This is a genomic window from Paenibacillus ehimensis NBRC 15659 (genome assembly GCF_004000785.1).
GTDB classification, from domain to species: Bacteria; Bacillota; Bacilli; order Paenibacillales; family NBRC-103111; genus Paenibacillus_G; species Paenibacillus_G ehimensis.
This window is the reverse complement of the sequence record NZ_BILX01000038.1, coordinates 31,802-45,233: the sequence shown is the minus strand read 5'-3', so window position 1 is coordinate 45,233 and position 13,432 is coordinate 31,802. Positions and strand designations below refer to the sequence as shown.

Genomic DNA, 13,432 nt, shown 5'->3' with positions numbered 1-13,432 from the left:
CTTTGCCGAACGGCTCAATATCTGGGCGCCCGATCTTTCCTCGCTACTTCATTCGGATAACAGAAATTATCTTTGCAGATCCTATCCGTTCGGATCGAAACATGCTATGATGGGTCACGTAAATTGATAACCATTATCAATTGAATCGCAATTTTCCGGTATTCGATGCGTTCGGTCGGGAATGCAGAAGAGTGGAATAGAGGAACGATACTATGGAAACAAGCGAAACAGCCGTTTCAACGATTCCAAACCGTCGCCGGGAGACTGCGAATTTCGGTATCCTGTGGGGCGGGCATTTTTTATCCGTATTCAGTTCAATGGTCATTGCGCCGCTGCTGCCGTTTTACATGGAGCGGTTAGGGGCGGAGGACGAAGCCTCGGTGTTGCTGTGGAGCGGGCTCAGCTTGGCTGCGTCCCCCATTTCCGCAGCGTTGACGGCGCCGCTTTGGGGCCGTCTGGGCGATCTCACCAGCCGCAAAATCATGGTCGTTCGGGCGTTGCTGGGTTCTGCCGTTGTATTAACGACGATGGGCTTCGCCGATACCCCGTTTCAGCTGTTCGTGCTTCGCTTGTTTCAAGGCGCACTGGGAGGCGTCGTGGACGCCGTGTCCGCCTACGCGGCTTCGGAGGCGAAGCCGCAGGAGCAAGGCCGTGTGCGAGGCAAGCTGGAAGGTGCGATCGCGGCCGGCTCGATGCTCGGACCGTTGGTCGGCGGATTGCTGCTGAGCGTCATCGGATATCAGCCTTTGTTTACGCTGCTTGGCGTTTCGTTGGGACTGTGGACGGCGGTTAGCTTCTTCGGGCTGAGAGAAACGCGGCGGGAACGGGCGTCTGGGTCTGCCGTGTCCTCCTTTGGCATGGGCAGGCAGTGGATTCTGCTGCTCGGCGACCGCAAGGTACGTTTATTTTTGCTCGCCGGAATTATGGCGAACTTCGGAATTTATGGCTTGCTGACGGTGCTGCCTGTGTATGTGAAGCAGCTTGTCGAAGAGCCTTCCCACACGGCTGTATGGGTTGGGGTGCTGCAGGCGGTGAACTGGGCATCCGTATGGATCGCATCGTCCTGGTGGGGTAAGCGTAACGATAGGCATCCGATCCGTCTCAATTATGCGGCGGCATCCATCCTGTGCGGGCTGGCGATCCTGATGCAGACGATGGCTCCAAGCATCGCCTGGCTGATCCCGCTTCGCATCCTGCAGGGCCTCGCCTCCAGCGCGCTGCTGCAATCCGTGTTCCTGACCGTAACACGCTCTTCTTCCGTTGATCAGCTGGGCTTTCGGATGGGGTTATCCCGCAGTATCTTATTTACCGGCCAAATTATGGGGCCGATGGCAAGCGGCACGCTCAGCAGTCTCGTAGGAGCTTCCAAGCTGTTTGCACTGCACGGATTGGCGATTATCTTGAGCGGTGTATTGGTCTGGGTGTTCGGCAAACCGAAAGAAGCGCCGAAGTGGCTCCGGCAGGAATCTGGTCTTTGAACGCCCCATCACCATCCTAAGCAAGGCCCCGGCCGCTATCCCATGTCAACAGATCAACGATCTCGTCGATGATCCGGTTTCTTCCCGGAGGTGTCCAGCTCATGACGAGCCAGTTCGGGATGAAATGTGTCCTCAACCCTTTACGGATCGGGTCCCGCCGATGCCATTGCTGCAAATGCCCCAATAACGCTTCGACTTCCGGCTGGCTGCCGTTTTTGATAACAAGCAGATGCCCGGAATCCAGCTTCGGAAGCTCCTCCGGCAGCCATTCGTCTCTCATTTTGTTCCTCGGCACCGCATTTCCCGGCTTGAGCCCAAGCTCCTCGTACAACAGCTCGTTCAACGGATGGTTAACGGTTCCCTGCAGGCGTACCCGTTTAGCCAGCACCTGCATGACGGTCACGCTTGCTCGCTCCATTGTCCGCCTCAAACGGCCTCGGGCGTCCGCGGTTCGTTCCTCCAATTGTTTAAATGTTTGAACGGCTTCTTGCTCCCGTCCGACCAGCTTGGCGATCTCCAGATGAGTTGCGCGCCAGTCCAGATGATGCTTAACGACGAGAGTTGGAGCGATCTGTTTCAACGATTCATACACGGATTGGTGATAAAAATCCGCAATAATCAGGTCAGGCTTAACGAGCCGTAATTGTTCGAGCTGGGATAACAGCCGCTGACCGTACTCCGTATCGTCCATCCCCGGCAGTCGGTAGCAGTCGATCGCGGCTGCCGCCTCCAAGCCGATCGACGACAGGTTGTCCTGAAATCCTAGACGCGAGGCCGTTGCCACGTTCAATCGCTCTCTTTTGATGAAGAGAGTAGGGGAGAGGCCGACGGTCTCCTTGAATATGCGGCTAAAATAATATTCGCTGCCGTAGCCGACGCTTACCGCTACCTCCTTCACTGAAACGCCCGGCGACAGCCGTTCTTTCGCGCGTTCGATCCGAATCCGGTTCAAGTATTCAGTCTGAGACATGCCCGTTGCCCGTTTGAAGCTCCGGCAGAAGGCGTTCGGCGTAAGCTTGGCGATATCCGCTAACGCTTCGCGAGTGATTTTCTCATGAAAGTGCTCGCGCATGTAGGCGATGCACAGGTCGATACCGCCGCTTGCAGCCGTTTCGGCTTGGGATTGCGGCAGCCCCTGAAGTATCCGGTCAAGGAACGACTGCAATAGCAAATCCGGGTCCGGACAACGCATGCCGGCTTCGTTTTTGGATGCGGCATAAAGCTCTTCGATTCGGCGAAGCACCTGCCCGGCATTCCCGATATGAACGTGGCCCGGAGCCAGCGGCAGAACCGATGCGGACGGAGCGTCCACAAACGTCCAGCAGCCTCCGCGTCTTGCGGCGGTTACGGTACGCACGAGGATCACGAAATAAACCAGTTCGCTCGATTGGGCCGCAGCTTCGATAGTCGTCCCGGGCGCAAGGTACAGCAACTGATGCGCTTCCGCGTGATGGACGATATCGTTCAGGCGCAGAAGCGCCTTGCCTTTAGCTACAAAGCAGAGCACCGGTACGGATACCTTCCTCGGGCCGGTCAAGAATGAATTAGGGCGGTTGAATTTGCGTACGGACGAGAGCAGATACAAGGTCCGGTTCGTCCGCGCGAACGGGGGGAAATCCATCGTGCCGGCTCCTTTCCATCGGATAGTATGGGATAACAAAACGGATATTTCAGAGCATGGACGTTTATCAGGGCATACGATACACTCTTAAATGATAACAAGAATCATTATCAATGAACAAGAGGAGAGAAAAGGTTCATGATCAGGCAGAAAAACATGGCTCCTGTGCTGTCGTTGCTAATCTTGCTGATGCTGGGATTAACGGCTTGCGGTATGGCACCTGCTGCAACGCCAGCAGCTTCCGGGACGCCGAAGCAGGCAGAAGCTGCGGAGGGAGGGACAAGCAAGCCCCCGGAAGCAAGCGCGGACTACGCGGTTAAGCACGCCATGGGCGAAACTACGGTGAAGGGGACGCCGAAAAGAGTCGTCGTCCTCGTCAATGATGCCGTCGAAGCGGCGCTGTCGCTCGGGGTCAAGCCCGTCGGGATGGTTAGAGCGTGGGGCGTTGATCCTTATTACGAGCACTTGAAAGGGCAGCTGGAGGGCGTTGCGATTGTAGGCGACGAGAATCAGCCGAACCTGGAAGCCATTGTGGCGCTGAAGCCGGACTTGATTATCGGAAGCAAGCTTCGTCAAGAGAAGATCTATTCCCAGCTGTCCAGCATTGCGCCTACGGTATTTTCCGAGCGGACCAACTCCGATGTGCTGATCAATTATAAAGTATACGCGGAAGCGCTGGGCAAGAAGGAAGAGGGTGAGAAAAAGCTCGCCGAGTTCGAGAAGCGGGTGCAGGACCTCAAAGAACAGCTGGGCGATAAAATCAATACAAAGGTGTCGTTGGTCCGGTTTTACCTTGGAGACAAGGTCCGCCTCTATTATAACGATACGTTTGCCGGCGGCATTCTTAAAAAAGTCGGGCTGAAACGTCCGGCTGTCCAAGATAAAGACGCCTTCGCCGACATTATCGGCAAAGAACGAATTCCGGACGCGGACGGCGATGTTTTATTCTATTTTACGCTTTTGGACGACAAAGGCGAAACGACGAAGACCGAAAAAGCTTGGCAAGAGGACCCGCTATGGAAAAACCTCGACGTCGTTAAAAAAGGGAAAGTCTACAAGGTGAACGACGGCATCTGGAATTCATCGGGCGGGCTCATCTCGGCCAATTTGCTGCTTGACGATCTGGCGAGGTTTTTGCTCAACCCATAAATAAGACCGTTTGTTTAGCGTCCCCGCATCTTTGAATAATCTGCAAATTCCGCGCGGGAAGCGGGAAAATAACGGTCGTGATCGGAAGCGACGGCCGCGGGAAATCGGCGCTGTTAAGCTCGTTTGCCCCGCTGCTGAAGCAAGGATACGTATGAGGTAAGAGAGGAAAAAATTTACAAATAGGAGGTGTCCGGCATGAAACCGGCACAGCGTCAAATGCATTTGAATCTGTTTGTTCTGAACACGGGACATCACGAAGCATCATGGCGTCATCCGGAGACGCACCCGGAATCGATTACCGACATTCGTTACTATACGAAGCTGGCCCAAACCGCTGAGAGCGCGAAGCTGGATTCGCTGTTTATCGCCGACGCTCTCGTCTTGACCCCGGCGGTCAAGTATAAGATTCTCGGCGGCTTAGAGCCGCTCACACTCTTGTCGGCGCTGGCCATGGGCACCGAACGAATCGGACTCATCGCCACTGTATCCACGACCTACAGCGAGCCGTTTAATGTAGCGCGAATGTTCTCCTCTCTCGATCATATCAGCGGGGGGCGCGCCGGATGGAACAGCGTGACATCGGTCGGGGATGCGACCGCCCTGAACTTCGGCCTGGAACGGCATCCCGAGCACGGCGACCGTTATGAGCGGGCCAAGGAATTCCTGGTTGTCCTGAAAGGACTGTGGGACTGCTGGCAGGACGACGCGATCGTCGCAAACAAACAAACGGGTATTTATTCCGATTACGAACACAAAATACGTGCGCTCGACCATAAAGGCAAGCATTACTCTGTTCGCGGTCCGTTGAACATTGGAAGATCGCCTCAAGGATATCCGGTGCTTGTCCAAGCCGGTTCCTCGGATGCCGGGAAGGAGCTGGCCGCCGAAACGGCGGAGGTCGTCTTTACCGCGCAAGACACGCTGGAGCATGGCAGAAGCTTTTATGCCGATGTGAAGCAGCGCATGTCCAAGTACGGGAGGAGCCCAGACGAGTTGAAAATATTGCCCGGCTTCTGCCCGATTGTCGGCATTACTGAAACGGAAGCGCGGGAGAAGGAAGCGCTGCTGAATGAATTAACGCTGCCCGCCTTCGGCCTCATCCGCTTGTCGAATGCGCTGGAGATGGATCTGTCCCAATATCCGCTTGACGGTCCGTTCCCGCTGGAAGACTTGCCCTCCGTCGACCAGGTGAAGGGGCAGAAGGCGCGGTTTCAAATGTACGTCGAGATGGTGCGCAAAGAGAACTTGACCATCCGGCAGCTGATGCTTCGGACGGCCAGCGCCCGCGGGCATTATACGCTAGCCGGGACTCCCAAGCAAATCGCCGATGAGATGGAAGCGTGGTTCACCCAAGAAGCGGCGGACGGCTTCAATGTGATGCCTCCGTATTTTCCAGGCGGGTTCGAGGACTTCGTCAACCTCGTCGTACCTGAGCTTCAGCGACGCGGACTTTTCCGGACCGAATATACCGGGCGGACGCTTCGCGAGCATTTGGGCTTAAAACGGCCCGCCGCTAAAAATCCTCAACCGATCCGATAGGAAATCTCTGCATTCAACCAATTACTGTTCACCGAGCCGACGGAAGGGCATTGCTTTGAACAAAAGTTTCGCTGCCGCCTCAGCGGAAGTGCCCGCTTTTTGAGTCGACTCGCGGAGCAAGTAAGCCGTGTACTGCGACAGCTCGCTCGGGTGACCGGGTTCGGCAAAGGAGCGCTGCGGGACACTTTGTCGTACGGTTTGGCATACGAAGGAGAAGGAGGTGTCAACGGCTACAAAATAGAGAAAGCGCCGCAGGGCGAATCAAGCTGCTCGAGACAGCGAATCCAGGGGAGGATGAATGATGTCCGTTACAAAATTGAAGCTTACCGTTGATTCTCATGTCCAAAGCGAAGGGGAGCTGGAGAAGCTGGCTCACCTGCACAGCCTGATCGTAAGAGAGGTGTCGGTGATGGACATTACCGAGCGGGTGAAAGTGACGCTGGAGTGCGACCGCTCGGGCGCGCGTCCGTGGGACGACTCGGAGAGCCGTTTATCGGGCTCTGTGCCGTCGCCGGAAGGCGCACAGGGACCTGCAAACGGCGCGTTTCTGAAGTTAAGCGAACGTCAGCGGCAGATTGCCGTCATGCTATGCAATTATTATTCGATCAAGAGAATTGCGAACGTCATCTTTGTCTCCGAGAATACCGTGAAGAAGCATGTGCAAAACATTAAGAAGGCGCTTGACATCGAATGCTCCGGCGCGGATTTTATTTACACCCTCAAGCAGCTGCTTACCGCCAATCCATTTGACGAAACGATTCCCCACTAGATCCGGTGTTTGCGCGTACCATACTCCGATTGAATAACTAGGATCGTCCAATTGAAGCATTTACGCTGTCTTCCGGCGTGTGTTACGATTTTTCTTGCAGGTAATTGATAATGATTATCATTATCTGTAAGAATCGAAGCACAGGGAGGAACGATCATGTCCTATCTTCTGCAAGCGGACCCGTCCATCGCGTCCGTGAAACGCTCCGTTGCCGAGTGCGTCGGACAAACCCCGCTCGTATACCTGAGCAGGCTGTTCCCGCAAAAGCATGTGGAGGTCATTGCCAAGCTGGAATTTATGAATCCGGGCGGCAGCATGAAGGATCGTCCGGCCCGGTACATTATCGAGGAGGGATTTCGCAGCGGCGCGCTCGATTCCCGCTCCCACATCATCGAAAGCACGTCCGGCAATCTGGGCGTCGCGCTGGCGATGATGTCGCGGATCTACGGATTGGCCGTCACCTGCGTGGTCGATCCGAAGATCGCTAAAACCAACTTGAATATTTTACGGCAGATGGGCGCGCATATCGAAATGGTCGAAGAGCGCGACGATCAGGGAGGCTATCTGAAAACCCGCATCCGTAAAGTGAACGAACTGCTGAAGACCGTACCTCACGGATTCTGGATTAACCAATACGCCAATGTCAACAACTGGAAGGCGCACTACGAAGGAACAGGCGCTGAAATCGCGGAAGCGCTCGACCATGCGGACGTGCTCGTTGCCGGCGTCAGCACGTCGGGCAGCATCATGGGGACGAGCCGGAAAATGCGCGAGAAATTCCCGGACCTGCGGGTTGTGGCCGTGGATGCGGTCGGCTCGATTCTGTTCGGCGGCCAGCCCGGCAAACGGGAGCTGCCCGGCATTGGAGCAAGCCGGATTCCGGAAATTTTGAACCGGGATGAAATCGACAGCGTCATCCACGTGAGCGATAAGGAATCGGCCGAAGGCTGCCGGGACCTGCTGCTGCAGGAAGGCATTTTCGCCGGCGGCTCGTCGGGTTCGATCGTCGCGGCGCTCCGGAAGCTCCTTCCCACGCTTGATGCGGCGGATCGTCCGCTTCGAGTGGTCACGCTGCTTCCCGACCGCGGGGACCGTTATTTGGACCTGGTGTATGACGACCAATGGGTTGCCCAATTACCCTAATTCAGGAAGGAGATTCGCATGACGATCAAGCAAGCTATGCCGCAGGAGCAAACCAGAGCTTCTGCAGAACCCAAAACATCCTTAAGCTCCCGCGGGCCCGAACTGCTGTATTTGAATCGGGAGGCGATCGCATCTCTTGGCGGAGGCTCCTCCAAGCTGTATGCGGAAGCGTTGGAAGAAGCGCTGACGCTTCACGCCCGGGGCGATTATGTACAGCCGCTTAAGCCATATTTGCGGACGTCCGGCAAGGAAGGCCATATCGCGGACCGGATCATCGCTATGCCTGCGCATGTCGGAGGCGAGCTGCCGTTGTCCGGTATCAAATGGATCGGCAGCAAGTACGACAATCCGCAAAGCCGGGGGTTGGAGCGGGCCAGCGGGGTCATCGTGCTGAACGATGCGGAGAGTCACTATCCCGTGGCTGTTTTGGAAGCCGGATTGATCAGCAGTATGCGAACCGCGGCGGTCACGGTCGTTGCGGCCCGTTACTTGGCTCGCGAGAAGTTCCAAACCATCGCCTGCGTTGGTTGCGGGCTGATTGCCAAGGCTCAGCTCACTTCGCTGTTGGAGCATTATGCGCAGGTCGGGCATATCCACTTGTTCGATCAGTCGCAGGCGGCCGCGGAAAAGCTCTCGGAGATCGTGCGCATTCACTTCCCGCATGTGCGGGTGACCGTGGCTGACAGCGCCGAGCAGGCGGTGCGCGAAGGCGAGGTCGTGGTGACCTGCACGGTGGCTGATACGCCTTATATTCCGTTCGAATGGTTACGCAAAGGCGCTTTTGTAAGCAATATTTCGATCATGGATGTGCACAAGGAGGCATATCTTCGGGCGGACAAAGTCGTCGTGGATGATTGGGAGCAGTCGAACCGGGAGAAGAAAGTGCTGAACCAGCTTGTGCTGGAAGGCCGTTTTTCGAAAGAACGGCTCCACGCCGAACTGGGTGAGATCGTGATCGGTGCGAAGCCCGGCCGGGAAAGCGAAGAAGAAATCATCATCTTAAACCCGATGGGCATGGCGATCGAGGATATTTCTTGCGCGCGCCGCATCTATACCCAGGCGCTCAGGGAAGGCGCAGGCGTGCGGCTGCCGTTATATTAAAGCGTGCGCGTCTCTAGCGAACAACGAAAGGGGAGCGGAAATGCTGTATAAACAGGAGCTGGCCGCAGAGGCGGCGGGGGATTGCCGGAGGCTGGCCGAGCATGCCGCGCTTCGCGCCTTGCTGAACAGCTACTTGCGGGAAACGGGAATATTCGACCCCAGGCTTTCGGCGGGGAAAATCGGGCAGGGAACGACGGCCGGGACCAAGGGACCGGGCGGTGCAGGGCTGCATAAGATTTTGGGGGACGATCAGACAGGCGGGGAAGCTTTTATCGTCCTGCTGCCTGCCACCGGAACCCGGATTGCCGGATTAATCGAATATTATTCGAGGTCAGGTCAGCATAATTACGGAACCCGCTTTTATCTTGCTTCGGGGGATGATTTTGCGGAGGACTCCTTTGCCCCGGCTGAGACCGGCCGGCTTATTGCAGCGCTGCTCGCCGAGTTAAGCTTCCGGGAACCGGGTACGGGAAGCGGGAGCCGCTGCCGCGAAATGCATGAACAGGTCGAGAACAGCATCCGGCGGTCGACGCTGTATCTGGAACGGGCGTTAGCCAGGGAAGCGGCAGCGGGACCGCAGCCGCTGAATTATATCCGGTCCGAGCAGTCGCTGCTCTTCGGGCACCCGTTTCACCCGACCCCCAAAAGCTCGCACGGCTTCGAGGATCGGGAGCTGGAACGGTATGCCCCGGAATTGGGAGCATCCTTCTCCCTGCATTACATGGCCGTAGCGGATGAGCTTCTTCGCGAGGAATGGATCGGGGAGAAGTGCAATGCGGGTGCCGACGTTCTGAAGACGGCAAGCCGAATATTGGGAAACAAGCTGAGCGGCTACAAGCTGCTTCCGCTTCATCCGTGGCAGAAGGGCTACCTGGCCGGACAGTCCGTTGTTCGCCGGCTCCTCCGGCAGGGCCAACTCGTCGACTTGGGAGCGATCGGGCCGGTTGTGTATCCGACCTCTTCCGTCAGGACCGTGTGGGACCCGAAGGCGGGCATGTTTTACAAGCTGCCGCTTCACGTCCGCATTACGAATTTCATCCGCGAAAATACGGCTGAACAGCTTCGACGCACGATGGATGCGGCTTTGCTGCTTCGCCGGGCGATGGAGGAGCGGCCGGGCGGGACGGACGCCGGAGACGGAATGCGTATCCTGGCGGAAACCGGGTATCGGACGGTGGATGTTGGCGTCACGGATGCGGCGCAGCGTGAGCGTCTGGCCGCCAGCTTTGCCGTCGTATACCGGCAGGCGGATGCGTTGACGGGAGCGGAGCAGGCGGGCTGCTTTGTCGTCGCGGGACTGCTGGAGACGCCTCCGGGCCATGAAGAGCCGCTATTGTTCGCAGCGGTTCGGCAAACCGGCGGCGGACGTTTACCGGATTGGAACGAATGGCTCGCGAGGTATTTGGCCTTGTCCTTGCTGCCGCTGCTGCGGTTGTATGCGGAGACGGGAATCAGCCTGGAAGCGCACGTGCAAAATTCGCTGTTGTCGCTGGAGCAGGGATGGCCGGCCCGTTATTACGTACGCGACTTGGAAGGCGTCAGCGTGAACCGGGACAAGGCGGCCGCCCGCGGCTGGACGCCCCGGATCGTCCCTGTGGACAGCCCGGTGCTTTATGAAGACGCGGAAGCGTGGCTGCGGCTCCAATACTATTTTGTCGTGAATCATTTGGGAGCCTTGATTCATGCGATCGGCCGTTTTACTGAAACGGATGAAGCGGTATATTGGTCTGCGGCCCGAAAGGTGCTGCAGGAAGAAAGGGCGCGCTGCGATAACGACGGCCGGCCTGCGGATGGGCTGCGCCGTTATGTGGACGATCTGCTGACCGGCCCGGAGCTTCCGGCCAAGGCCAATTTCATCAGCCGTTTTCATCAGCGGGGCGAATCGCCGGATTATGTCCGGATACCGAATCCGATATACGAATGCGGGGGAAGCCGATGAACGGACAGCAAAAGAAAGAAAGTCCAAGCGACGCTCGGATGCAAGAGCGGTGCGGATGGAAAAGCGCCGGACGGGCACAAGGAGGACGGGGCAGCGATTGGGCAACTGCACTGCAGTCTCCCGAATATCAACGTGTGGAACGGCGAATCCTCCGGCAGTTGATCGAATCGCTGCTCTACGAGCGCATCGTGAATTTCCAAAGCGAACCGGCTGCGGTGTCAGCTCCGGTCTTGTTCAAAGAGGAGCGCGTCGTACTGACGGGCGTCTCGCCTGACGGCCGCCCGGTTTCTTATCTATGCGAAGCGAAGAAAAAGCGGAGTTTCGGGCGAATCCGGGCAAGCCGCACGGCGATCATTCGGCGCATCGGGCCGGACGGGGAGACGACGGAAGCGCGTCTCGGCGATTTCGTCCAGGAAGTACTCGGACCGCTAGTCCGGCCGGACCGTCTGGACATCTTTATGGAAGAGCTCCGGCAAACGCTGCTGAAAGACACTCAGGCACAACATGCGAATCCGTTCCGCCAACTGGCCGGGACGGAGCGCAGCTACGACGAGCTGGAAAGCAATATTATGGACGGGCATCCTTATCATCCCTGCTACAAGTCGAGGATCGGGTTCAACCTGGAGGATAACGCCGCCTTCGGCCCGGAGTTCAAGCCGGGGCTGTATCCGCTATGGCTGGCCGTGCCCGTAGAAGAGAGCGTATACGCGCACTCAAAATCGCTGGAATATCGCGAGTTTTTGGCTGTGGAGCTTGGAGCCGAGGTATGGGAGCGGTTCGTCTCACAATTGGAAGCGGCCGGGAAGAACCCTGAAGGCTACCGGTTCGTTCCCGTACACCCGTGGCAGTGGAGGGAAACGGCGGTTCGGCTGCTGCACCGTCAGCTTGCGGAGGGCGCGGTTCTCGTTCTGGGCGAAGGAGTGGACGAATACCGGCCGCAGCAATCGATTCGCACGCTGGCTAACGTATCGCATAAAGAGAAGGCGTACCTGAAGCTGCCGATGAATCTGACGAATACGTCAACGGGCCGGATGCTCGCGAAGCATACGGTGCTCAATGCCCCGCTTATCTCAGATTGGCTAAGCGAACTGGTAGCTTGGGATGACGAGGCCCGGCGTCTTGACTTTGTGCTGCTTCGGGAAGTGGCCGGGGTCGCTTACGATCACGAGACCGCCTCGCTTCCGGCATTCGTCAGACCCCAAATTTACGGCGCGTTGGGGGCAATTTGGCGGGAAAGTCTCCACCTTTACTTGAGGGAAGGGGAAGAGGCGGCTCCGTTCAATGCGCTGAGTCATATCGAACGCTTCGGTCGCCCGTTCATCGATCCATGGGTCCGGGCCCAAGGGGTAGAGGCATGGACGCGGCAGCTGCTGAAAGTATCGGTGGTGCCTTTGATTCACATGCTGTTCGCTCACGGCGTTGCGCTGGAGTCGCACGCGCAGAACATGGTGCTTATTCACCGTGACGGCGTTCCGGTGCGCGTAGCCTTCAAAGATTTTCATGACGGCATCCGGTTTTCCCGGCTTCATCTGGCAAATCCGGCAGCGTGTCCATCGCTCCATGCTTTATCCGATCATCACGCGCGGATTAATCCGAATTCGTTTATTGAGACAGACCGGGCGGACGTTGTCCGGGATTTTGTCCACGATGCTTTTTTCTTTATCAATCTGACGGAGCTGTGCTTCCTTCTGGAAGAGCGATACGGCTTGCCGGAGGCAAGCTTCTGGAGCATGGTTGCGCAGATCGTCCACGATTATCAGCGTGAGCATCCGCAGCATGAAGAGCGATTCCGGTCGTTCGATCTATTCGCCGAGACAATCCAAGTGGAACAACTGACCGCCAGACGGCTATTCGGGGATGCGGAGGTTCGTCTGCAGGATGCGCCGAACCCGCTTTACCCGTTCCGGTGACCGGTATGCTGGGAGCGAATCGGTTGAAGCGCAAATTAGGCGGAGGAGAGCCGGTATTCGGTTTGCTGGCGTCGATCCCTTCGCCGGTCGTCGTGGAAATGGTCGGCTGCGCCGACTATGACTTTATCATTATCGACACGGAGCACGTGCTGATCAATCCGGAAACGCTGGAGAACATGATCCGCGCAGCGGAGGCGGTCGGGCTGACGGCGCTTGTGCGCGTGTCCGAGCCTCACCCGAAGGAAATATTGCGGGCGCTCGATGCGGGCGCGCTCGGGATTGTCGTCCCTCATGTGGAATCGCGCGAACAGGCGGAGCAGATCGTGCGGGCGTGCAAATACGGTCCGGAAGGGAGCCGCAGCTTGAACAGCGGCAGAGCGGGAACGTTCGGGAAGCACGATCTGGCAGCGTACATCCGCCGGGCCAACGAAGAGATCATGGTGGTCCCGATGATCGAGAGCAGAGCGGGAGTGGAGCAGGCTTCGGCGATCTTGTCGGTTCCCGGCATCGATATGGTGCTGGAAGGGGCGGCGGATTTGTCGCAATCTTATGGGATGCCGTGGCAAACGCGCGCTCCCGCAATAAAAGCGGGGCTGAGGCAAATTTTTGAAGCTTCTAAACGAGAGGGCGTGCCCTATTGCGCCATACCGCGGGCTGCGGAGGACTATGACGAGTGGCGCAAGCTTGGAGTTCGCGCATTCGTGCTGGGGGACGAACGCGGCGTGTCGTTCCGCGCTTTGCGTGCACATCTGCAGGCGTTTGCTCAGGAAGCGCAGACGTAGG

Annotated in this window: 10 protein-coding genes; 9 read left to right on the top strand and 1 reads right to left on the bottom strand. The window is 57.4% G+C overall.

Features of this window, described 5'->3' with window-relative positions; genetic code table 11:
- Positions 1–212: 212 nt before the first annotated feature.
- Positions 213–1,478, top strand: coding sequence for an MFS transporter (locus PEH01S_RS20830; RefSeq protein ID WP_025850554.1), 1,266 nt, complete (start codon positions 213–215; stop codon positions 1,476–1,478).
- A gap of 16 nt (positions 1,479–1,494) precedes the next feature.
- Here the strand turns inward: PEH01S_RS20830 and PEH01S_RS20825 are convergent, their stop codons facing one another.
- A complete protein-coding gene (locus tag PEH01S_RS20825; RefSeq protein ID WP_127487823.1) occupies positions 1,495–3,099 on the bottom strand; it encodes an AraC family transcriptional regulator in 1,605 nt (534 codons plus the stop codon).
- A gap of 138 nt (positions 3,100–3,237) precedes the next feature.
- Here PEH01S_RS20825 and PEH01S_RS20820 point away from each other — a divergent pair, with 138 nt between their 5' ends.
- From PEH01S_RS20820 to PEH01S_RS20785, 8 genes are all read left to right on the top strand, one after another.
- Positions 3,238–4,248: an ABC transporter substrate-binding protein gene (locus tag PEH01S_RS20820; RefSeq protein WP_025850552.1), complete on the top strand. Its 1,011-nt coding sequence runs from the start codon at positions 3,238–3,240 to the stop codon at positions 4,246–4,248.
- 195 nt (positions 4,249–4,443) lie between these two features.
- Complete coding sequence (locus PEH01S_RS20815; RefSeq protein WP_127487821.1) at positions 4,444–5,787, top strand: LLM class flavin-dependent oxidoreductase; 1,344 nt, start codon at positions 4,444–4,446, stop codon at positions 5,785–5,787.
- Positions 5,788–6,088: 301 nt separating this feature from the next.
- Positions 6,089–6,556 carry a helix-turn-helix transcriptional regulator gene (locus PEH01S_RS20810; protein ID WP_025850550.1) on the top strand — a complete coding sequence of 156 codons (468 nt, stop codon included), beginning with the start codon at positions 6,089–6,091 and terminating at the stop codon, positions 6,554–6,556.
- Between the two features lie 156 nt (positions 6,557–6,712).
- Entirely contained in the window at positions 6,713–7,699 is a 987-nt protein-coding gene (sbnA, locus tag PEH01S_RS20805) for a 2,3-diaminopropionate biosynthesis protein SbnA (protein WP_051570482.1), read from the top strand.
- Between the two features lie 18 nt (positions 7,700–7,717).
- Positions 7,718–8,800, top strand: a complete 1,083-nt coding sequence (gene sbnB / locus PEH01S_RS20800) for a 2,3-diaminopropionate biosynthesis protein SbnB (RefSeq protein ID WP_246063018.1) — start codon at positions 7,718–7,720, stop codon at positions 8,798–8,800.
- Positions 8,801–8,840: 40 nt separating this feature from the next.
- Positions 8,841–10,739, top strand: coding sequence for an IucA/IucC family protein (locus tag PEH01S_RS20795; protein ID WP_127487819.1), 1,899 nt, complete (start codon positions 8,841–8,843; stop codon positions 10,737–10,739).
- Positions 10,736–12,649, top strand: coding sequence for an IucA/IucC family protein (locus PEH01S_RS20790; protein WP_246063017.1), 1,914 nt, complete (start codon positions 10,736–10,738; stop codon positions 12,647–12,649). Before PEH01S_RS20795 ends, PEH01S_RS20790 begins: the two co-directional genes overlap by 4 nt.
- A gap of 23 nt (positions 12,650–12,672) precedes the next feature.
- Complete coding sequence (locus PEH01S_RS20785; protein WP_246063016.1) at positions 12,673–13,431, top strand: HpcH/HpaI aldolase family protein; 759 nt, start codon at positions 12,673–12,675, stop codon at positions 13,429–13,431.
- The last annotated feature ends 1 nt before the right edge of the window (position 13,432 follow it).